Below are 22,306 nucleotides of genomic sequence, written 5' to 3'. Positions count from 1 at the left end.
TGGTGTTTGTGTTGTATCGAATGAGGAAGGCTCGCCTGATCAGAGTACTGATGGGCGAGATGAGAACCAATCATACGAGTTCGAGCGTTACTTAAACTCGTATTGAATACCTACTTTTGATTTTTCGGTCGAACCTATGATTCATCGCATTGCCTGGACTTTGGTGGTCGGACTCACCGCCCAATGTGCCCTTGCTGCGGAACTGGTCGAGTTGCGGGTCTTCCCCAAAAACGTCCAGTTAACCAGCAAAAGAGCATACCAGTCTGTCGTTGTACAAGGTGTCTACGACGACGGGCTCACCCGTGACCTGACCTCAAAGGCCACCTGGACATTAGGGGATGGCAACCTTGCCCGACGGGAAGGAAACACATTGTTTCCGACTGCGGATGGCAAGACTGAATTGACGCTGAGCGTCGACAGCAAAAGCGAGAAGATTCCGGTTGTTATCGAGAAAAATGCAGTTGATCGCCCGATCAGTTTCAACCTCGATGTGATGCCGATTTTCATGAAGGCGGGCTGTAATACTGGCAGTTGCCACGGTGCAGCACGCGGAAAAGACGGGTTCATGTTGTCCCTGTTTGGATACGATCCAAACGGAGACCATTTTCGGATCACCCGAGAACAACTCGGACGCCGCATCAACCTTGCGTATCCTGAATCAAGCTTGATGGTCGAGAAGTCGGTCGGAGCTGTGCCACACTCTGGTGGCAAGCGTTTCGAAGCGGATTCCACGATGAACAAAGTTTTGATCGAATGGATCGAAAACGGAACTCCCAACGACCCTGCAGATCAGGCAAAGTGCACAGGGATTGAACTGTATCCAAAGCAAGCAGTTCTGGATGGAACAGGCGAAACTCAGCAGCTGCTGGTTCTCGGTTCCTATTCGGATGGTACGGTCCGCGACCTGACATCCATGGCCGCCTTCTTCTCCAGCAATGATTCGTCAGCCGCAATCAGCGAAGACGGGTTGGTAACTGCCGGAGATCGTGGCGAAGCCTTCGTGATGGCACGATTCGACATTTACACCGTTGGATCGCAGTTCCTCACTCTGCCTAAAGGTCTGCAATTCGCACCAGTCCAGGAAGCACCTGCGAATTACATCGATGAGCTTGTTCAGGCGAAGCTGACGAAGATTCGTTTGAATCCATCGGAGCTGTGCAGCGATGAAGAATTCTTGCGTCGAATCTATATCGATTTGATCGGGTTGCTTCCGACTGCCAGCGAGTACAACGCGTTTATGGCGGATGCCGATCCTGCGAAACGCACCAAGAAAGTTGACGAGCTGTTGAACCGCAAGGAATTCACAGAGATGTGGGTTTCGAAGTGGTCAGAATGGCTCATGATGCGTTCCGGGGGAACAAACCAGATCTCGGACAAGTCCATTGTCCAGTACTACCAGTGGCTGGTCGATCAGGTCGCGAATAACGTTCCTACCGACGAGATGGTTCGGAATATTCTGGCCTCTTCAGGCGGAACATTTTCTTCGCCTGCAACGAATTTCTATGAGCTGGAGCGTGATCAACTGAAGGTCGCTGAAAACGTGGCTCAAGTGTTCATGGGGATGCGTATTCAGTGTGCTCAATGCCACAACCATCCGTTCGATCGCTGGACACAGGACGAGTATTACGAATTCGCTGCGTTCTTCTCTCAGATTGGCCGTAAGCAAGGTGAAGACGTCCGTGAAAAGATCATCTTCAACCGTGGAGGCGGAGAAGTTCGTCACCCTGTGACCGGAAAGAATTCCGTTCCTAAGTTCCTCGGTGGAGATCGTCCTGACATGAAGGGGAGAGATCGTCGCGAAGTTCTTGCGAACTGGTTGGCATCTCCTGAGAATCCTTACTTCGCATCGAATCTTTCAAACCGAATTTGGCAGCACTTCTTCGGGATCGGGATCGTTGAGCCAGTGGACGATGTCCGCGTCTCAAATCCTCCTTCAAATCCGGAGCTGCTGGATGCGTTGGCATCCAAGTTCACAGAGTACCGCTACGACTTCCGTAAACTGGTACGTGATATTTGTCTTTCAAAGACCTATCAGCGATCAACAAAACGGAACGAAACCAATATGTCTGATGAGCTGAACTTTGCTCACCAGAGCGTTCGCCGTATTAAAGCGGAATCGATGCTGGATGTTATCAGTCAGGTCACTCAGACCAAGGACGATTTTGCGAAGCTCCCTGTTGGAGCGAGAGCGGTTCAGATTGCCGACGGGAATACGTCGAATTACTTCCTGACAACATTCGGGCGTGCGAAACGTGAGACAGCATGTTCTTGCGAAGTTCGTATGGAGCCAACGCTGTCTCAGGCGTTGCACCTGATGAACGGGGACACTGTGAACCAGAAGATGGTTCAAGGTGCACTGTTGAAGGGGATGTTGAACGCAAAAACTCCGCCAATGGAGATCGTTGACCAGTTGTATGTCATGTGTCTGACCCGGCATCCAACCGACGCAGAAAAGGAGCGGTTGAAACCACTCTTTGCGGAAGGTGCCAACGTGGAGCATGCCCTGGAAGACGTGTACTGGGCTCTCCTGAACTCCCGTGAGTTCCTGTTTAATCACTAAGATGTCGGAACGAAGACCATTTACATGAAATGGTCTTCGTTTCGTATTTCCTGCCTCGACGCATTTCAGATGTCGGTCATTGGCGTTCTTTTGATCCGGGATCTGTCTGGAAAAAGGTTTCTGGACAGGCTTCTGATCATGGCGCTCAAAAGTCGCAGTCTTGCCTTGAACGGTTCCTACCTATGAAAAATGGACGCATGGTTCAGAAACCTTGTCTCGCATCGTTTCAACGTTCAGCAGGTTTCAGTCTCGGAACACTCGTGAAGAACGTTGTTCGCACGGGGCTTCTTCCGATCGCTTTGTTCGGGGGCGTTGCATTTGGTGCCGAAGAGAAGAAAGAGGCGAACGCCGAGAAGGTGACGTTCGTTGATCATGTTCTGCCGATTTTCCGCGCCAAGTGCGGTTCGTGCCATAACGCGAGTGACAAGCGAGGCGGTCTGGCTGTCGATAACTTTGCAGCGTTGATGGCCGGTGGTTCATCTGGCGATGTCATTGAACCAGGCGATGCTGGTAACAGCTATCTCTTCAGTCTGATTACTCACGCCAGCGAACCGAAGATGCCGCCGAATGCCGATAAACTGGCGGCACCGGAATTGGCCATTATCGAGAAGTGGATCAACCTGGGGGCTCCTGAAAACTCAGGAAGCAAAGTTGCGATCAAGAAGAAGCCGAATCTGGCGAAGATCGAGGTCACAAATACTCGTCCCGCTGAGGTTGCGATTCCAACACGCTACTTTGGCGACCCACCGGTTGTTCCAAAGAACGCCACTGCTGCGACTGCTTTAGCGACAAGCCCATGGGCATCTGTTGCGGCAATGTCCGGGCATCGACAGGTCGTGCTGTTCAACTCAAATACTTTCGACTGGTTGGGGGTTCTTCCTTACCCTGAAGGTCAGCCACAAATCATCAAGTTCAGCCGCGACGGGGCACTCGTCATGGTTGGTGGTGGCCGTGGTGGGCTCAGCGGTCGAGTCGTTGTCTATGACGTGAAGACCGGCGAACGCAAGATCGAAGTCGGAGACGAATATGACGAAGTTCTCGCGGCGGATCTCAGCCCGAACTTGTCTCTGATCGCTCTTGGTGGTCCCAAGAAGATGCTTCGAATCTATTCGACAGAGACGGGTGAGCTTGTTTCAGAGAACAAAAAGCATACGGACTGGATCACAGCGATCGAGTTCAGTCCAGACGGCGTGCTCCTTGCATCCGGAGACCGCAGTAATGGTGTGGTCGTCTGGGAAGCGGGGACAGGAAGCCTGTTCTACGATCTGCAGGCACACAAAGGTTCGATCAACGATATCAGCTGGCGACCAGACAGCAACGTGGTTGCCAGTGCAAGTAGTGACGGCACAATCAAGTTGTGGGAAATGCAGAATGGCGGTCTGGTGAAGTCCTGGGATGCCCATCCAGGTGGAGTGACAGCGATGGACTTCACTCGTGAAGGTCAGATCGTCTCCATCGGCCGGGACCGTGTCTCACGTTTGTGGAATGGTGATGGGGCGAAAGTTCGTGACTTCCCTGCGACACCTGACATCGGGATGGAAATTGCTTATGACGCAGAAACCAAACGGTTGATCGTTGGGGACTGGTCAGGTCATGTTTCTGTTTTCAATGCAGATGATGCGGCTCAGATTTCTCGGTTCAAGACGAACCCACCAACGGTGCCAATGCAGGTTGCCGATGTGCAGCAGAAAATCGGTGCTCTTAATTCACAGATTGCGACACATGAAAAGGCCATTGCTGGCGTTCGGGCACAGATGGGAGAGCGTCAGAAAGTCGTCGCTGTCGAACAGGCGAAAGTGGCTCAGCTGACCGAAGCACTGGCAAAAGTGACTGCTCAGCGGGCGGCACTTGAGAAAGGTGTTCTCGATCAGACAGCAGCGACTGCAGCCGCAGAAAAGGCTGTTGCAGAGACTCAGGCTGGTCTGACGAAAACGGCTGCTGATTTGAAGGTGCAGGCTGACGAACGAGCTCGACTTGAGAAAGCGTTCGCGGAGTTGAAGGAGAAAGCTGGTAAGGTCGCGGCTTCAATCGCCACACTGACACCGGCTGTTGCTGAAGCGAAAACGACGACAGAAAACCTCAACAAAGCTGCTGCTCCGACTGCGGAAGAGGCTGCAGCAATTGAATCGAATGAAGATGTGAAGAAGGCAGTGGCTGAACGTCAGGCTGCAGCAACAGCTGCTCAACAGGCTCAGGCAAAGCTCGAAGCATCATTAGCTACTGAAACAGCAGCTCTTCAGGCAATTCAGGCAGAAGCAGCGACCTTGAAGCAAGCGGCAGAGAAGCAGGCTCCATTGCTGGCAGCTGCCCAATCGGCACACGCAGCAAGTATGAAAGCTGTTCAAGATGCTCAGGCAGCGGTCGCAGCTTCCAAAGCGGCCGTTGATAATGGTCAGAAGCAGGTGGCGACAGTCAAGGCGGCTGAGCAAGCTGCTGGTAAGCAAGTCGCTGATTCTCAAGCTGCCCTGAAGGCCGCAACGGATCGGGCGGCCGCAACCGAGGCGGAACAGAAGATCTTGAATGATGCTGATGCTGCAATTAAAGGGATTCAAGGACAGAAAGCCGGGCTGGATGCGAGTTTGGAGCGTCTGAAGAAGATCCAGAACGAACTCACAACCGCTCAGGCAAACTCATAGACTGGTTCTTGAGTCTGCTGCAGACGTCGAAAATGATAAAGGCCGCATTTCCAATTGGAGATGCGGCCTTTTCTGATTGTGTCGTTCAGCATTTCATGTGTCGCAACATATTCCAGACATGAGCAGCAAGTGTGACACGGGATGGCTGCCGTGAGTGAACTGAATGTGCTATTCGGCAATGACGTTCTGCTGCAATTGCTGATCTCCCACAACTTGGTTTCTGCCGGAACGCTTCGCACCATAGAGTGCCATGTCGGCTTTTTGGCGTAATGTTGACGGGTCATAGTCGGAGTATTCCGGCGCTGACGAGACACCAATTGAACATGTCACTTTCACATGTCTTGCTGGAATCGACATGATCGTTGACTCGACAGCTTTTCGGATTTGTTCTGCAATGTCGATGGCTTCATCAAGTTCATAGCCTGGGAGAAGAACGGCGAACTCCTCGCCTCCATAGCGGGCGATCTGTGTTTTGGGCTGGTTCGTGAATTGAGTGGCTGATCGCGAAATGACATCAGCCACTTGCCGCAGGATTTCGTCCCCGGCGGAATGCCCAAAGGTGTCGTTCACATCCTTGAAATGGTCGATGTCGATCAGGATCAAACTGCAACTCTGGTTTGCGAGTTGGCAAGACTTGAGCTGGTTTTTGAACTCAATTTCGAATGTATGTCGATTGGCAAGATCAGTAAGACAGTCTCGCTGAGCTCGATACTCAATTTGCTGACGATCGAGAGCTTGATGAAACGAATGGACTGCGAAGTTGACCGCCCAGTCGGCCAGTTCTTCTGTGATCTTTTCTTGGGAAACAGAACTTCGGCTTGTCAGTAAGAGGACACTGCCTGGGAAGCGGGCTTGATCCATCGGCACGATGAGGACTGATTGAAACGTCAGTTCACGATCTGTAGACAGAGCAGGATGATCCTCTTCGGTCAGCCAGACTCTGAGATGCGATGTGACATGGGACTGCAGAATTTTCTGCTCAACAACTTCCCAGAGCCTGTTGAGGGACGGGGAGATTGACCGTCCCCCGCGCGTCCAACATTGAAACTCTGAGGATCCTTGATGATGGCGGGAGTACAGGCTGGCACGATCGAACCCTGACAGGAAGGCAAGTTTCGACAGAAACTCCTGAAGCATCTCTTCTGGCGTGCTAAAATCCTCATCGGCCAACAGGCGCAGCTGAAACATGTCACGAACGAGCTGGTTCTCGTCAAACTCAGTACGACTCGATCGCCGGGCGAGTGACTGCTGACCTCTGAGGGCTGGCATGTGTGTGGCACGGCAGAGCTTTTCAAGAACGGCTCGGTCCGTTTCCTGATCCTCTGTCAGGACCGGAATGTATGAAGTGACGATCCAACCGGTGGGGTTGCCTGGAGCCCCACAAGGGAAAGCCCAACTTTGTTCCGGGATGGCTGCGGGATTTCGGAAGTTGCTCCAGTGTTGGTGTTCGCGTTTCAACTCAACTGGGGTCTCAGATGAAAGTCGTAATCGACCTGCACTCGTCAAACGGGGCAGACTGTCCTGAAGCGTCTCGCTCAACTGTACGACGTCGCCTGTTGGACTTAAGTAACAGGCGAATGCTGATGCAGGTGACGGACTGCTTTGCTGAAGGAGTCGGATCGACTGAGCTGGAGAGTTGTTTGGATCGCGGGTTGCCAGCAGCCAGTCAATCTCAAATTGTCTCGCCGCAATTGCTCGAGTCAATTTTCTGATTGTCGATGTATCACTGACACCTGCGTCAGCTTTGGGACGTTGCAGCATTGACCTCAGCATTCCAACTGCAGATGCAGCAAACGCTAGAACAATATTGGTCATGCCAGACTCCCAATCCGCAATTCCAGTCCAATGTGCAACATCGGAAGGAGTTGCTTAACCTTCCTGATGCACAAAATTTGCTGGAAGATAGACAAGGGGATTTACCATTGAGTAGGCCGATCAGGCGCTATTGGGAGAATTGCACGTTGCCAAAAGAGGACGAATCGGGATCATTGGCATTATTGGATCTCCGGAAGGTCAACGGGACGTTTTGGCTGCCTGGTTGAGTCTGATTTGAGAGCAAAGTGTCAGCGAAAAAAACATTTGCGATTGCTGATCTGTTTGCGATTTTGGAATGTTCGAAAAGATTTTGATCCCGTAGTTTCGCGGGATCGTTCCGCCTTAATTGATTTTTGCGATGACGGGTGATTCGAAAAGAAAACGGAGACCGGAATGCATCAGGGTGCGATTTTCGACGGGTTCTTGAATCTGCCGCGCTGTAAGTGCGTTCCTCAGAAATCCTCAATGGGCAAGGCAGACATTCTGCAGATCTGGAAAGCCATCTCCTGAACTTGATGTCCAGAGAAGCGCAGATCTGGTTTATGGTTGTGCCAGTTGAATCAGCCGTATCGCTTTGTATTGTATGTCGATCAATCCGAGAACTGACCGGTTCTCAGGTAGGATGTTAGGGGACATAGGTTCACCGTCATCCTGAGATGGGCCCGGAATTTTTCTGTCGAGGTGGTCAATTGAGGCCAGTTCGAATTAAAACACAATCATCAACGGATGCTGTCTTCCCGGGTTTACCGCCGACAGGGATCTTTAACACGCTCCGACTTCAGCAGAAATGAATTGAGCTCACATGCCCTGGTGGATTTACGCGTTCTTCATCGTCTTTGTGGGCTTGCTCATCATCCTTGACTTGACGGTCCTGCATCGTGGCGAAGAGAAGATTACGGTCAAAAAAGCGTTGGCTTGGACCTGCTTCTGGGTTTTCATCGCCATGTGTTTCAATGGCTTTGTTTACCTTCTGTATGAAGGTGTCATTCTTTCGGAATGGATCACAACAGACCACGATGACGGGAAAGAGGCCGCGCTCGAGTTCTTTGCCGGGTACATCATTGAGTACTCGTTGTCTGTCGACAATATCTTCGTCATCGCGATGATCATTCAGTCGTTCCGTGTTCCCCCGCAGCATCAGCATCGTTTGCTGTTCTGGGGGATTGCAGGGGCAGCGATCCTGCGCGGGATCATGATCTTTCTTGGGGCGAAACTCGTCCATGAGTTTAGTTGGACGATGTACTTCTTCGGTGGATTGCTGATTGTCTCTGCCATTCGTATGGCGCGGTCAGGAGAGGATGATTTTGATCCTGATAAGAGTGCCGTCATGCGTTTTGCGAAGAAGCTGTTCCCTGTGACCCACGAGTATCACGGGAAGAACTTCTTTACGATTGAAAACGGGAAGCGAATCGCGACGCCAATGTTTCTGGCGGTGATTTTGATCGAGTCCTGTGACGTCATGTTTGCGGTCGACTCGATTCCAGCTGTCTTCGCCATCACGACAGATCCGTTCATCGTGTTCAGTTCAAATATCTTCGCAATTCTCGGTTTACGGTCGCTCTACTTTGCATTAGCCGGTTTGATGGCAGACTTCCATTACCTCAAGATGGCACTTGTTGTGCTGATGTTGTTTGTTGGGGTCAAGATGCTGCTCGTCAACCATTACCATATTCCGATCGGAATTTCGCTCGGGATTATTGGCACGATTTTGGCGACAGGTGTCATCGCTTCGCTCGTGATTTCACCACCAAAGATCAAGGCTGAATCGTTAGACGATGAGCCACCCCGGATTGAGTAGTCTTGTTTCGTGGGCTGTCTCATGCCCATGCAGGCATTCTGGTTAAACATCAAGAGCCGCGAGCAAATGCTCGCGGCTCTTTGTGTTGGTTCAGGTCGCGATCTTTTAAAGTGTCGGTCTAACGCTTCTTCCTGTTTTTAGAGCCACGTTTCCCTTTTGCTTTCGACTGATCCCGCTTCTCCTTCGATGCACGTGTTTTTCCAACGGCAAGTGCTGGCGGACCAGAGCGTTTCGGGCTGCTGCGGTCCATTCCAATCAGTTTGAAATTCAGCTCCCTGCGGTTCACGTCAACTTTAGACACCTCAACGATGACGCGATCACCCAACCTGTACGTAGTCCCTTTGCGTCGAGAGATCAGGGACATTGTCGGGCGGTCATACTCATAGTAGTCGTTTACTGAGAGCGTCGAGATGTGGACGAGACCTTCTGCCGGGATCTCGATCCCACGACAGAAGAAGCCAAAGCGGTCAACGGTCGTGATCGTTGCCGTCATCCGTTCGCCGACACGGCTTTCAAAATAAGAGAGTAGTTTGAGCTTCGTCAGTTCCCGTTCTGCGCGTTCTGCTCGACGTTCCGTTTGAGAACAGTGACGTCCCTGTGTATGAAGTTCATCAAGTCCTGCCCCTCGACTTGATCGGCGCCCTGTGATGATGGATTCCATCTGGCGATGAATGAGCAGATCGGGGTAGCGGCGAATCGGGCTGGTGAAATGGCAGTAGTTGGTTTCTGCCAATGCATAGTGGCCGGCTTCCCCCGGTGAATATTCTGCCTGCTTCAAGCTCCTCAGCAACGCATAGTTCAGTGCCTGTTCTTCAGGGCGTCCTTTAAGCTGATTGAGGACCGCCTGAATATCCTTTCGACTTTGTGACTTCTGGACAGGGTATCCAAGGCTGGCCGCGAACTCAGCAAATGTCGCCATCTTCTGAGGGGCCGGGTCTCCGTGAACGCGACGCATGAAGATCATCTCACGGTCGTTTAATTCCGAAGCCACCGCAATGTTTGCGGCGAGCATGAACTCTTCGATGATCTCATGGCTTTCGTCGTGATGCTCGGCATGTGCTCCGGTGACCTGACCATCTTTATTGATGTCGAGTTTGACGGCCGGCATATCGAGTTCCAGCGCGCCTTTTTCAAATCGCCGCCGTCGGAGTGTCATGGCGAGTTTGAGCATGTTCTGGAGAAGCTTCAGAATCTCAGGCTCGAGTTCCTTCGCAGCAGGCGAATCCGTGTTCTTCAGAATCGGCATGACTTCTTCATAGGCAAACCGCTGTGTGACGCGAATTGCGGATCGCGAGAATCGGGTTCCAATGGGAATCCCATCAGAGCTGAATTCAATGAACGCCGACATCGTGAATCGGGTTCGGCCCGCCTGTAGAGACGCGAGCCCATTCGAGATCACCTCCGGCAACATCGGGATTACCTTTGTCGGAAGATAGACGCTGGTGCCTCGTCGTTCGGCTTCTCGATCAAGCTCAGAGTTGGGCTGAACGAAGTGTGACACATCAGCGATATGCACACCCAGGTGCCAGTGACCATTCTCCCATCGTTCGAGAGAGATGGCGTCGTCAAAGTCGCGCGCATCAATCGGATCGATTGTGATGATGGTCAACCCGGTGAGATCGTCCCGTTCATGCAGGTCGTCTTCCCGAAAGTTCTCTGCTTCAATTCGGGCTTCCTCAAGGACGGAATCCGGGAACTCGTCCGGGAGGCCAAATTCGTGGATAATCATCTGAGTGTCGACGCCGGGTTCTCCACGCGGTCCCAGGATTTTTGTCAGGACCCCTTCGCCGATCTGGTCAACAGAAGGGAATCGCAACATTTCAACAACGACTTTGTCGTCATCCTGTGCTCCTTTCGCTCCTGCATCCCCCACCCAGATCGGTCGGTTATAGTCTTTGCCATCCAGTTGGACCCAGCCGTTGTCGTCCTCTTCAAAATAAGTTCCAATGAAGACGTTGGTCGCCCTTTGAATGACTTCTGAGACGAATCCAGTGCTCTGCCCGCCTGATCTCCGCTTCTTCAGGAGCTTGACGAGGACTTCATCTCCATTCTGAGCGTCTTTCAGATCTGCGGCATCGACGAAGATGTCTCCTTCGATAGTCGTCGGCTTGGGATCGTGAAGAATCACGTACGCATTGCCGGTTGAGACCTTTCGGACAATCCCCTGATAGGTTTTAGGGGCTCGCTTGGCCTGAACACGACCTGAATCCAGAATTTTAATCTCGCCGGATGCTTCCGCTTCAGCCAGTGCAGCGTTGAATTGCTCAAGCTTCTTTTTGGTCACTCCCAGTTTCTTGGCGAGGACTTTTGCCAGGACTGGGACATAGGCGGGGCGTTGAACGTATTCTGTAATCTTCTTTTTCATTCCAGACATACTGTTCCCAGCGTGAAAAATTTATGGAGTGATCTGTATTCAAGTCGGTCTGGTTGGCGGGCCATCACTCATGGTTGGATGGTTTGCCGCCTGTTCTCGGGAAAAGTGCTCACTGTGTGCGTCCGATGATTTCCCTGAGACGTCCCTCTTCAACTTTGGGAAGTTAAACGCAGAAGGCAAGCCAGAACCTGAACGGAATTGAACGCAGAAGAAATCGTTGCCTGTAATGGACAGGATGCGCCGCTGAAGAAATTGACTCATGCACATCCGGGAGACAAATCGTATGCCAGCATCCGATTTCGGAAAGAAAACAGAACGTCATTCTCTCCGGGCATTGGATAGAAGAGGAGCGATTGGAACTTTGCCAGAGCACATGTCGCGTGTCTGAAACTCAGGGCACTGCCTTTTTTCGATCGAGAAGGCGGCTCCGCGGACATATGAGAGAGGCCGAACCGGTCTTGTGTGAATGTCTTTTGCTTGGGAAGCGACTCTGAATCGTGACCAAGAGACAAGGCGACCGGCGTAAATAGAGACAGGCGCCTTCAAGACCACCTTGAAGACGCCTGAGATGCCTCGTGCAGGAGCGGGCAGATCCTGACGATGCAGAATTTAACCACAGCACAATCCGTGCCGATCAATGGCTGTTCATTGTGGTTTGCACAGTGAGATGGTGATGATGTCATGAGTTTTTCAAAGGAAACGCACTCTGTCTCACTTCAAAAAAAGTCGTGAGTTCTCGATTAAGAAGGATAGTACGGTCAGCCAATTGCGAAATATGTCTCGCGACGATCGCCGTTGCATTACCCCGCTGTATCGTTTTCAGTGGAGATGTGTTGAAATGATGCAAATAAAAACGCCTCTTGCCAGCAAATGTGTGCTGACAGGAGGCGTTTGGATTGATCGAATTGCTTGATGCTGAGACGCGAGTGACCATCCGGTTGCTGTTATCAGAATGGATGGTCAGGCAGCGACTTTACATCCAGTCGTGAGTGTTGATTCCGCCTTCCAGCAGGACAGGATGCGATTGGCGTCCAGAAAACGCACAGAGTGCGACTCACTGATCGTCAGGCTCTGACATTGGAAGAGAATCGTTCGACGACTTCAGGCCCGAATTACTCGGCACGGAAGAAATCGCTTGGCCCACGATGGGTGTAGTATGGATAAACGACAGCACCACCCACGGCGTTTGGCTGTGGATAAACCAAGTCGTTTGGAACTCGGTAGTTATAGCTGAAGCCATCGCGGCAGCCGTGACGTTGTCCCGGTGGGCAGTTGCCGTAACCTTGTGGTGGACAACCCGGTCCGCCGTATTGTGGCCCGCCGAATTGCTGCCCGGCGAGTTGTCCATCTTGCCCGTGGAAGTGATAGACGTCTGTGTTGTGATGTTCGTGGTGGATGTCGTGAACTTCGTCCTTCAGGGAACGAATTGGAGTCACGTACCGGCCCGCCTGAACGATTTCACCATCCGCCTGTGCTTCTTCAGTTGCAGGACTTTGTCCCCGCACTGTCGCAGTCTGGACCGACGTTCCCAGATTGACGCGACCAGTAGAAGCCATTCCTGTACCTGGAGTTCCGAACGTTTGGCAGCCGCTGGAAGCTCCGGCAAACAGAGTGGCCAATACCATTCCGTGGATTGCTCGCTTCATGTCACTGTTTCCTAAGTCAATTGCCCCCACAGCGTCCGCGAGATGACTGCCCACGACGCCCAGCACGGCGAAATGCGGTCCCCGAGGGGCACAAGCACGCCGAGATCATTACTGTCTTCTTCGTTATCGGCAGTCGGCGTGGAAAAATACGGAGAATCCGAGAGAATCAAAAGTCAAAGACAACCGCTACATCCCGAAAAGCTTGCAGACTTTGCGTTATCGACTTAGAGTACCGTACGGTCTTGTCGATAATGGCAATGTCCGGAATGGAGTCTGTCTGTCGGATTTGTTGAATCTGGCAGAGACATATCACGTTGGATCGCAACGAAGGGTGTGCGAGTGTTTGTTGCCGCTTCTACCCGCTGCTTTGCCGAGATGGATTTCTGGCAAGCGCTTGACCTGATTACAGATCTCGAATTCGATCGAGTCGAAATATGGCTTGACGAGAACGGAGCGCTGAAACCGTCGTTCGTTGTGCAGAATTCGGACGAATTCATCGCAAGAATCCGTGATCGGACTCGACTTTCGCCAATCGCGTTCACGTTTGCTCATGATGTCGATGAGCAGACTTTCCTGGGAATCTGTCGCATCTCGAAGGTGCTGCGGATCTCTCAACTGGTGGTGCAGTCGTCTCCATTGGGGACGCCGTTCAACCTTGAGATCGATCGTCTGAGATCGATGATTGCGATTGCGACCGCACACGGGATTCGTGTTGGTCTCAAAACGCAAGCTGGTCGCCTGAGCGGTGATGCTCATACGGCTGTCGAGCTTTGTCAGGCCGTCGATAAACTTGGACTGGCATTCGATCCAAGCTACTTCCTCGACCCGAAAGTGGTCGACACCGTGATGGAATTGACCTCGCCATACACGTTGCATGCTCATCTTCGAGATTCGACTGCGTCACAGTTGCAGGTGCAAGTCGGGCTGGGAGAAGTCGACTACAGTAAGTTGATCGGGCTGCTGGAACGCTATCGGTACAATCGGGCACTCTCTATCGAGATTCTGCCAGAGCACACCGAAGCATCGCAGCGACCGTTGGAACTTCGCAAGTTGCGAATGTTGCTCGAATCGCTTCTGTAAGCAAACCTGATTTTGCATATTGAGTCAGCAGCAATTTGTTTGTCGCTGACTCCTGAATGAATTCGGCTTCGAGCATCTGTCTCGAAGCCGATTTTTCTTTATGTTCGTTCGCCTGCACGCATTTGAAACGGTGCAGGAAGAATAATGCGGCAGGGCGTGTACTGGGGCATGCTGTCGCTTTCGCAATGAGACCTGAATCGGAGCCGTTCTTGTGAATGATCCTCGCATTGATCGATTAGCGGAAGTTCTTGTTTCTCATAGTTGCCAGCTGAAGGCCGGCGAGAACGTCTTGATTGAAGCGTTTGATCTGCCAGACCCGAACCTGATTTGCAAGCTCGTAGAGCGAGCAGCAGCAGTCGGAGCCAGACCGTTTGTTTCGTGCAAAAGCAACACGGTGCTGCGATCGCTCTACAAGACGGCAACAGCGGAATCGATGGAGCTGACCGGGCAGTTCGAGTCGAACGTCATGTCTCAAATGCAGGCATATATCGGAGTACGAGGGACTTCCAACAGTGAGGAAATGTCAGACGTTCCGGGAAGTCAGCTCGATCTGGTCCAGCAGCATGTCTGGAAGCCAGTCCATATCGATTTGCGAGTTGCCAATACCAAATGGGTTGTGCTTCGTTATCCAACGCCATCGTTTGCTCAGTCTGCACGGATGAGTACGGAAGCGTTCGAGCAGTTCTACTTTGACGTCTGTACAACCGACTATGAAGCCATGGCACGGAATCAGGAGCCATTGCGAGAACGGATGCTGGCGGCGGATCGCGTGAAGATCACCGGGCCAGGGACCGATCTACAGTTCTCGATCAAAGGGATTCCTGTGATCGCTTGCAATGGTCGTCGTAATATTCCGGATGGAGAAGTCTTTACAGCTCCGGTCCGTGACAGCGTGAATGGAGTCATTACCTATAATGCTCCGTCGCGGTATCAGGGAACTATTTTCGATCGAGTCCGCTTCGAGTTCAAGGATGGCAAGATTGTCGACGCCACCTGTCAGGGGCAGAACAAACGCCTCAACGAGATTCTGGATTCTGATGAAGGAGGACGGTATCTCGGAGAGTGGTCTCTGGGATGCAACAACCACATCAAGCATCCGATGTGCGACACGCTGTTTGATGAGAAGATTGGTGGTTCATTGCATCTCACGCCGGGGAATGCTTACACAACTGCGGACAACGGCAATCGCAGCCAGATTCACTGGGATCTCGTCCTAATTCAGACTCCCGAGTATGGCGGCGGAGAAGTCTGGTTTGACGGAGAACTGCTGAGAAAAGATGGTCGCTTCCTGCCGGCCGATCTTCAACCGCTCAACGAAGGTCTTTAAGCCGTTTCGTTGGTCAGCCAAAAACATAAAGGTGAGGGGCTCAATCAGGCCCCTTACCTTTTTTGATTCGTGGCGACGAGGCTTAACGATCCAAAGATCCTTCCCATCGCGACTTCATGAATGCGAGCCCCTGCTTCGCCAGATATTCTTCATTAGGAAACATTCGACGCCAGATGCGCGTCGCGGCAGCAAGTTCCGGCAATGCCAGTCCGAAGGCTTCGATCGTGAGCCAGCCTTCATACTTGGCCCGTCGCAATGCTTCAAAACTCGCGTCCCAATGAATCTGACCTTCCCCTGGTGTCGAGCGATCATTTTCAGAGATGTGGACATGGACCAGTTGATCCTTGCATGCGTCCACAGCGTGGATCGGGTTCTTCTCTTCAATATTCGCATGGAAGGTGTCGTACATCATCTTCAGGTTCGGATGATCGACTTCACGACAGAAACGGCCAGTGTCTTCTGCACTGTTGAGGAAGTAAGCCTCAAAGCGATTCAGGTATTCCACAACTAGCATGACGTTTTGCTTCTGGGCGTAATCTGCGGCCTTCGCCAAAGACTCCTGTGCCCATTTCCACTCGTCCTCCGTTCGCCCACGTCCGACAAATGTTCCTAAAGCAGAGTGCAACGGCCCACAGAGCAGTGTCGCTCCAGCGGCAGCACACATATCCACAGCCTGTTTGATCCGCTCAACGCCTGCCTGGCGGATGGCTGCATCCGGAGAGATCGGGTTTGCGTCGTCTGTACAGACCGTCACAGCGGTGCTTTCCAGTCCGACTTCTGCGAGCTTCTTCCCTATTTTTTCGTAAGCCGGGAGCTGCATATCAAAGACTGGTAATTCAACGCCGTCGTAGCCCCAGGATTTGATCTTCTCCAGTGTCGGGAAAATCGACTCGTCCACTCCTGAAGTCCACAGCAGCAGGTTCAAACCGTATTTCATTGAAAGTCCCGTTTCGTCGATGTTGGAACTGATTCCGTTGTCCGGAGCACGTTCAGATGCAGTCCAGCAGAGGTGTTCTCACTCACAATGGGAGAGGCGTTCAACTTAATTCAAATTTGGGAAGTCAGACGTCCTGATAGGTGAAACCGATCGCTTCTTTTCAGAACGAATCGTGCCTGTCTTGATGCCACATTTCGTTGACTCTGGAGCCCCGATCATGCAGTCAATCCACGAGAGCCATCTTCGGTTCTGCATTCGTTGATGAATGGACAATAGAGACTTTGCACCAGTCTCGGCAATTGGTCAACAAGATTTGATGTTGAGATTGAGGCAAAAGCGCCCGTCGCCGTCATCTACCGCCGCAGGTTTCCTGATCGGATCAGTTTCCAGAGAAGATAGATAGGCGAAATCGCTGACGGGGAGGTGCTATGACCCGAGACGTCCGAACTGCCGGTCGAGTTCTTCTCTGGTGAGATTCAATGCGGTTGGACGCCCGTGCGGGCAGTGATGGGCGTCATCGCACAGGTGTCGTTGTGCAAGCAATGCTTCCATCTCTTCAGGCGAGAGACGCTGTCCTGCTTTGATCGCTGCCTTGCAGGACATCATGTGCAGCATCTTGTCGAGCAGATCTCGGCGTTCGATCTTCCGGCCAGACGTTTCCAGCAGGTCAACAATGTCTCTGAGCAACGCTTGCGGGTCCGCCTTCGCCATCAGCGTTGGGTAACCTGTCATGGCGATGGTGTTGCCGCCAAAATCCTGAATGTGCAGGCCCAACTCTTCCAGCAATTCTGTCTGGTCGAGCAACGCACTCGCTTCCCGTGCTGTCATCTGCACGGTCAGCGGTAGCAACAAGCGTTGAATTTCAACGCTGCCAGCAAGAACTCGTCGACGCAGTTGCTCATACATGATGCGTTCATGGAGTGCATGCTGATCGATGACCGTGATTCCCGTGGTCGTTTCAACAACCAGATAGCAGTCGTGAACCTGCATCGCTCTGACTTCGGCATTCGCGGATGCCGGAGTGATGCTGGCTTCCTGCGTATTTGCGTAGGCAACCTTCGGGGCAACAGTCGCCTGTGGAAGCGGCGCGGAGGAAAATGGCTCGCTGGAAAATGGTTCTGGATTTGCCGGTGTGGTCAAAGACGGTGACTGATCGCCAGACGAGTACTCCTCGTACGAATGCTGACCTTGTGGACGATTCTCGAGTGAAGTCTGCCCGAGTGAGGCGAATTGGTTCGGCTCGAATGACCGTGACTCCTGTCCGCTGGAACCGGTCATCATGCGGTCGATTTCGTCTTCGAATGAGGAAGAAGTCGAGCCAGAAGAAAATCCGCCATTCAGCGGCGATGACGGATTGATTCGTGATGCGGCATCAGGGGATTGCTTCAACAGTTCCTGCTGCTGCTCGAGTTCATTCTTCGCCCAGGAAACGAGTTCCGGCTGGATTTCGCGAGCCTGAGCAGCAGGAATCTGGCGAAATGTCTCTTCAATGCCCGGAGGGGGCGACAGTTGTGGAACAGCGGAACGATCGCTTGGCTTCGACCCAATCGTGAGACGCGAGTCGAGATCCATCGTGAGAAAACGATTACGGATCGACGACAACAAAAGTCGGAAGAGTGACTGACTATCCTGAAAACGCACCTCAGACTTGGTCGGGTGGACGTTGACGTCGACCATGTCTGCAGGGAGTTCCAAAAACAGAAACGAGACCGGGTATCGCCCGATCATGATCAATCCGCGGTAAGCTTCCCCGAGCGCGTGTTGCAGCGACCGGTCCTGAATCCATCTCCCGTTGAGAAAGAGATACTGTCCTTTTCGTGTCGACTTGCTCTGGCTCGGATGGCCAACGTAGCCCCAGACTCGGATACCGTTATTCTCTGCTTCGACCGAGATCAGCTGGCTTGCCAGTTCGCTGCCGAAAAAGAGTTCGATACGTTCCAGCAACTGGCTGGAGGGAGGGAGCTCGTGGACGGTTCGGCCGTTATGACGCAGTGTCATCTGCATCAGCGGATTCGCGAGGGCAATACGCGTGAATTGTTCGGCGATATGCCCAAACTCAGTCGACGCGGCCTTCAAAAACTTCCGGCGAACGGGAGTATTGCAAAAGAGTTGTCGGACTTCGATTTGTGTTCCATCCGGACACCCGCAGGCGCGCGGTTCTTTGATCTCACCGGCATCGACCTCCAACTCATAGCCCAGTGTCTGTTCTCGTTGTTTGCTGCGCAAGCGGAACTGCGAGACCTCGGCGATCGACGCGAGTGCTTCTCCACGAAACCCCATTGTCTTGATGCTGAACAAATCGTCAGCACTGGCAAGCTTGCTGGTCGCATGTGCAGCAACCGTCAGGAGAATATCGTCCGGGTGGACCCCTTCCCCATTATCGGTGATCCGAATCAGTTCTGATCCCCCCTGCTCGATGTCGACGTCGATTTTCGTCGAGAGAGCATCGACAGAGTTCTCCAGCAATTCTTTCACGACGCTCGCCGGGCGTTCAATGACCTCACCGGCTGCGATTTTGTTGATCACACTCGTCGAGAGCTGACGAATTCGAAAAGCGTCGTCCGTGGGCATTCTCAGTACTGTCCGGAAATAGCAAAAAATCAGGAGCCATCGCCAGATTGCGACGGCTCCTGATTGTACTCATTTTCGGTTAGCACTGCATTCAGCTCGTCGATTCACGCGTCTGCTCTCAGCGACAGACTGCCAATGAATCGGTCGTGACGAAAGTGCCTTTTCTCTCTGCAAGAAGACTTGTCGAGAGCTGGATGAACTTCGCATTCCGGGAAATTGGATCGAAGTGTTTACTTCGCGGGAGTTTCTGCTTTTGGAGCCGCTGCTTCGGGGGCTCTGGGAGTCGCTGGTGTGACCTTGGGATCAACAGTCGCTGTTCTCAGTTGCGAACTTCGATGGTGCCGCATCGGACGGACGAGCAACTGGTTAATGCAGCTTTCTCGGGCAGTCCATTCGGCAGAGGACAGACCACATTCCGGCGCGGTGGATGCCATCAGCTTCATGGCCTTGTCGACCGCTTTGGCACTGCGTTCCAGATCGACCCCGTCGTACCGCGAAGTACGCCCAGAGTTCCAGCGCAACTGCCAGCGTTGTGCGAGCACCTGCAGCAGGCCATTGATATGGTCCCAGCGTTCTTCTGTTGCAAGCGGAACCTGTTCTTCGTCACAGGCCAGTTCCAACGCGTTACTGACGTTTCTCGTGGACTGGTCTTGAGGGTTCGCGTAATAGATCGTTCGCAGCAGATTTCGGTACTGCATTGCTGCGTTCGGATCTGAACTTCGCTCCAGCAGTTGAACGACTTCATGGTTGACGAAAAGTGAGACCAAAGGGTCAAACGGGGCTTCAAAATTGTTCAATTCGCTGATCATCTCAGGTGTTGGACGCTGTTGTTTGGCAACTTCCCCCAAGGCGACGAGATAGTCTTTTCGCCGGCGATCTTCAGGGTCCAGCATCCTCTTCAGACCTTCAAATTTCACCTGAACCAATGCGGTACGAGGCCGATCAGTCAGACGGTCTTTCAGTGCTTTTCGGTATCCCCAGGGATCGTTCGGGTGATCAATTTGCAGTTGATGTGCCAGACTCAGATCTTCCAGTCGATGACTGACGTCCTGTTCAAGTGATTCGTCAGTCAACGCGGCCCGCAGAGCTGTTCCATGTTTTCCAAGTGCAAGACGGGCTGCATCAGCCTTGGCTCCCCAGCGTCCGATTTCGATTGGAAGGCCGGTTTCCAGTGCAGCATTACTGCGAGCGTTCAGGAATGAACCGCCAGTGCTTTTTGTGGCGACGAACGCTCCAAGATTTTCATTCGACAATCCTCCACGAGCGAGAATCATCGACCAGTCCCATCCTGCCTGACCAAGGATCTGACGGCATTGAGGTGCCTTCAGACGTTCGACAAGGGCTGCATCGACGGCGGGTAACGTTGTATTCGATGCCAGGAAAACCAGTTCCCCAGGGATCGCTTCCACCACCATCACGTCTTCGAATGAAGAACGAATTGTGTTGACGATCGTTTTCAGAACATCGGTACCGAGATCGTAGTACGGAACTCGTTGGGCAAAAATGCCCCCGTCATTCAGGTGAGACGCGGCCTGTTGGTAGAACTCTTTCGACAACGCAGTGGAGGCACCCGGCGATGCAGGCTGTGTCAAAGGGCAGACGATCAGGTCATAGTTGCAATCATGTCGAGTGTAGAGCGAAATGACAGGATCGATCTTTCCAAACTGAAAATCGGCTCCGCCTGACAGTGTCCAGTTTGGAATGTTCTCAGTGAACCAGTCCAGCAACCGGTGTGCTTCGGGGCGCCCATCGAGCGAGCGGACGAGTCGTAACGGATACTGCTGGCATGTTTTCAACGCGGCCGGATCCATCCCGAGAATCAGGACGTCCTGAGGACCTGGATGGAATGCGAGTGGCAGCAATGTTGGAATCAGGTCGGCGGCACTTTGTGGGCACGCTTCGGCATCGATTGAGAACATCCCGGTGGAGATCCCGTTCTGACGGATCATCAGTTGGGTGCCACGATATTTCCAAAGGCTGATGCGGCCTTCGAGTGATTCAAATGACTCCACGAACCGCCCGTCATCCATCCAGGGGAGTTCGGTCAGTGAGACGCCTTGTCTGGCAGATTTCAGCGTGTGACTGGAGAAGAGGATCTTCTCGGAAGTCTGTGAATTCAGACGTTGTCCATTGAAGATTCCAAGCAGTACCAAAGTCACAAGACTCACGGTTCCAAGTTTCTTGAAACCGGATTCCGGGATCAGGAAGCTCTCTCGTGACCATGCAAACATCGCGAGCAACATCGCCGCGCCCGCCGTGCAAGCGGCAGCAGTTCCAGCTGTCCAGTTGATGCTGGAGCAAAGCAGGAATCCTGCTGCAACCGCGGTGAAGTTCAAGGCGGTTGTGGTGCCGCGAGCTGCCTCATTGTTCCGACGGCAAAACAGGATGCCTGCAGGAAAGACCAGCAGGAGGAGCATGCCCATGCGGCTTGCCAGCAGCAGCGTCACATCACTGACTCGGGCACTCGTTTGCAGCGAGAACCATGTCAGCAACGGGTAAGCAAGCGCGATGGATCCAACCCAGGCGGCCAGCCATAGCAGGCGAATGCTATCGCGCATTCCTGTCGTGTTTGTCGGCATGGAGGACAAGGAAATGCGATTGCTAAACCAGTATGCAATCCCGAACGACATTGTCATCCCGGCGTAGATCGCCAGTTCACTGAAGAGATTTCGTTGCAGAAGTTGAGCACCGGCAAATGAAATCACAGCCAGTGTCGCCCCGATCATCAATGATGTGATGAGGTGAATCTGAGATGATGCAGCGACTGACGTTGCATTCGATTCTGAGTGGATTTTGAACTGAGATTTGACAATAGCGGGTGCAAAGTGATCTGCGACCAGCATCGCCGCCGCCAGAGCAGCAACGCCGCCCAGCAGTCCTTGAATCCCCAGCATCGGCAACAGAGAAATCGACGAAACGACGCAGGAGACTCCAAACGCAAGAAGCCAGAGTCCAGTGTTTCCCGGACTCCATGCTGATCCTTTCAGACAATCCATCCCCAGTCCGGTGAGGACAGGAATGAATGCGACGGCAACAAGGCAATGGATCAGTCCCAACTGAACGACTGACGATTGCATCGTCAGCAGCGAAATTCCGTCAAGTGCCTGCAGGCTGAGGTGTAATACCGCAGGAATTGCGAGTGCCCAGAAGGCTGCAAACAGCAACCCGAGTTTCTGAGCAATGCTTGAGAAGTGCTTTTGCCGGTTGAGTAGATGGATGCACCAGCCACTGATTGCTGTTGAAACGAGAAGGGCACCGATTTCTCGAGTCGATCCACCAAGAAGGTGTCGAACAGGTGCGCCCGCCCCAACAAAACATGCCCCTGCAAGAAGTCCGGCACCACAGGTGCGAACAGCGGGAGTCATGGCTAAGTAACGTGTCAATTTCAAAAGGCGGTTCATCGGCATCCCTGCCAGCCAAAACGAAGCTCGTCATGATCGATACTGCCAGTGAATCATCCTTCACTCAATGGCAGTTCTTGCCGGAGTCTATGGCAAGATGAATCAACACGACAAGATCAGTCCGAAACGCACACAGCAAGTGTTGCAACCTGGTTTGGATA

Annotated in this window: 11 protein-coding genes; 5 read left to right on the top strand and 6 right to left on the bottom strand. The window is 52.7% G+C overall.

The window, feature by feature from the left end:
- The first annotated feature begins 136 nt into the window (after positions 1-136).
- Together SH527x_RS09435 and SH527x_RS09430 are read left to right on the top strand one after the other, a co-directional pair.
- Positions 137-2,560 carry a DUF1549 domain-containing protein gene (locus tag SH527x_RS09435; RefSeq protein ID WP_437194410.1) on the top strand — a complete coding sequence of 808 codons (2,424 nt, stop codon included), beginning with the start codon at positions 137-139 and terminating at the stop codon, positions 2,558-2,560.
- Positions 2,561-2,757: 197 nt separating this feature from the next.
- On the top strand, positions 2,758-5,196 hold the full coding sequence (locus tag SH527x_RS09430) for a c-type cytochrome domain-containing protein (protein ID WP_437194409.1): 2,439 nt from the start codon (positions 2,758-2,760) through the stop codon (positions 5,194-5,196).
- 168 nt (positions 5,197-5,364) lie between these two features.
- Here SH527x_RS09430 and SH527x_RS09425 read toward each other — a convergent pair whose 3' ends face one another.
- Entirely contained in the window at positions 5,365-7,011 is a 1,647-nt protein-coding gene (locus SH527x_RS09425) for a diguanylate cyclase (protein ID WP_437194408.1), read from the bottom strand.
- An 802-nt stretch (positions 7,012-7,813) separates the two neighbouring features.
- On the opposite strand from SH527x_RS09425, the gene SH527x_RS09420 reads away from it, so the two are divergent.
- Positions 7,814-8,809: a TerC family protein gene (locus SH527x_RS09420; RefSeq protein WP_437194407.1), complete on the top strand. Its 996-nt coding sequence runs from the start codon at positions 7,814-7,816 to the stop codon at positions 8,807-8,809.
- Between the two features lie 118 nt (positions 8,810-8,927).
- Here SH527x_RS09420 and rnr read toward each other — a convergent pair whose 3' ends face one another.
- Both rnr and SH527x_RS09410 read right to left on the bottom strand, forming a co-directional pair.
- A complete protein-coding gene (gene rnr, locus SH527x_RS09415) occupies positions 8,928-11,183 on the bottom strand; it encodes a ribonuclease R (protein WP_437194406.1) in 2,256 nt (751 codons plus the stop codon).
- A 1,112-nt stretch (positions 11,184-12,295) separates the two neighbouring features.
- Positions 12,296-12,829, bottom strand: a complete 534-nt coding sequence (locus tag SH527x_RS09410; protein ID WP_437194405.1) for a hypothetical protein — start codon at positions 12,827-12,829, stop codon at positions 12,296-12,298.
- A gap of 339 nt (positions 12,830-13,168) precedes the next feature.
- Between SH527x_RS09410 and SH527x_RS09405 the strand changes: the two genes are divergently transcribed.
- Both SH527x_RS09405 and SH527x_RS09400 read left to right on the top strand, forming a co-directional pair.
- Positions 13,169-13,909, top strand: coding sequence for a sugar phosphate isomerase/epimerase family protein (locus SH527x_RS09405; protein ID WP_437194404.1), 741 nt, complete (start codon positions 13,169-13,171; stop codon positions 13,907-13,909).
- A gap of 211 nt (positions 13,910-14,120) precedes the next feature.
- A complete protein-coding gene (locus SH527x_RS09400) occupies positions 14,121-15,236 on the top strand; it encodes an aminopeptidase (protein ID WP_437194403.1) in 1,116 nt (371 codons plus the stop codon).
- Between the two features lie 82 nt (positions 15,237-15,318).
- Here the strand turns inward: SH527x_RS09400 and SH527x_RS09395 are convergent, their stop codons facing one another.
- From SH527x_RS09395 to SH527x_RS09385, 3 genes are all read right to left on the bottom strand, one after another.
- Positions 15,319-16,173 carry a sugar phosphate isomerase/epimerase family protein gene (locus tag SH527x_RS09395; RefSeq protein WP_437194402.1) on the bottom strand — a complete coding sequence of 285 codons (855 nt, stop codon included), beginning with the start codon at positions 16,171-16,173 and terminating at the stop codon, positions 15,319-15,321.
- Between the two features lie 426 nt (positions 16,174-16,599).
- Entirely contained in the window at positions 16,600-18,744 is a 2,145-nt protein-coding gene (gene mutL, locus SH527x_RS09390) for a DNA mismatch repair endonuclease MutL (protein ID WP_437194401.1), read from the bottom strand.
- Between the two features lie 230 nt (positions 18,745-18,974).
- The gene (locus SH527x_RS09385; RefSeq protein WP_437194400.1) at positions 18,975-22,145 is read right to left on the bottom strand and encodes a spermidine synthase; all 3,171 of its coding nucleotides are present in this window, start codon (positions 22,143-22,145) and stop codon (positions 18,975-18,977) included.
- Between the last annotated feature and the right edge of the window lie 161 nt (positions 22,146-22,306).

Source organism: Planctomicrobium limosum, from assembly GCF_051465645.1.
Classification (GTDB): domain Bacteria; phylum Planctomycetota; class Planctomycetia; order Planctomycetales; family Planctomycetaceae; genus Planctomicrobium.
This window is presented reverse-complemented; position numbering and strand designations above follow the sequence as displayed.

What these genes read in the sequence shown, in the direction of transcription:
- SH527x_RS09435 (WP_437194410.1), top strand. Translation starts at nt 137, where the DNA reads ATGATTCATCGCATTGCCTGGACTTTGGTGGTCGGACTCACCGCCCAA.
- SH527x_RS09395 (WP_437194402.1), bottom strand. Translation starts at nt 16,173, where the DNA reads ATGAAATACGGTTTGAACCTGCTGCTGTGGACTTCAGGAGTGGACGAG.
- SH527x_RS09410 (WP_437194405.1), bottom strand. Translation starts at nt 12,829, where the DNA reads ATGAAGCGAGCAATCCACGGAATGGTATTGGCCACTCTGTTTGCCGGA.
- mutL (WP_437194401.1), bottom strand. Translation starts at nt 18,744, where the DNA reads ATGCCCACGGACGACGCTTTTCGAATTCGTCAGCTCTCGACGAGTGTG.
- SH527x_RS09420 (WP_437194407.1), top strand. Translation starts at nt 7,814, where the DNA reads ATGCCCTGGTGGATTTACGCGTTCTTCATCGTCTTTGTGGGCTTGCTC.
- SH527x_RS09385 (WP_437194400.1), bottom strand. Translation starts at nt 22,145, where the DNA reads ATGAACCGCCTTTTGAAATTGACACGTTACTTAGCCATGACTCCCGCT.
- rnr (WP_437194406.1), bottom strand. Translation starts at nt 11,183, where the DNA reads ATGTCTGGAATGAAAAAGAAGATTACAGAATACGTTCAACGCCCCGCC.
- SH527x_RS09430 (WP_437194409.1), top strand. Translation starts at nt 2,758, where the DNA reads ATGGTTCAGAAACCTTGTCTCGCATCGTTTCAACGTTCAGCAGGTTTC.
- SH527x_RS09425 (WP_437194408.1), bottom strand. Translation starts at nt 7,011, where the DNA reads ATGACCAATATTGTTCTAGCGTTTGCTGCATCTGCAGTTGGAATGCTG.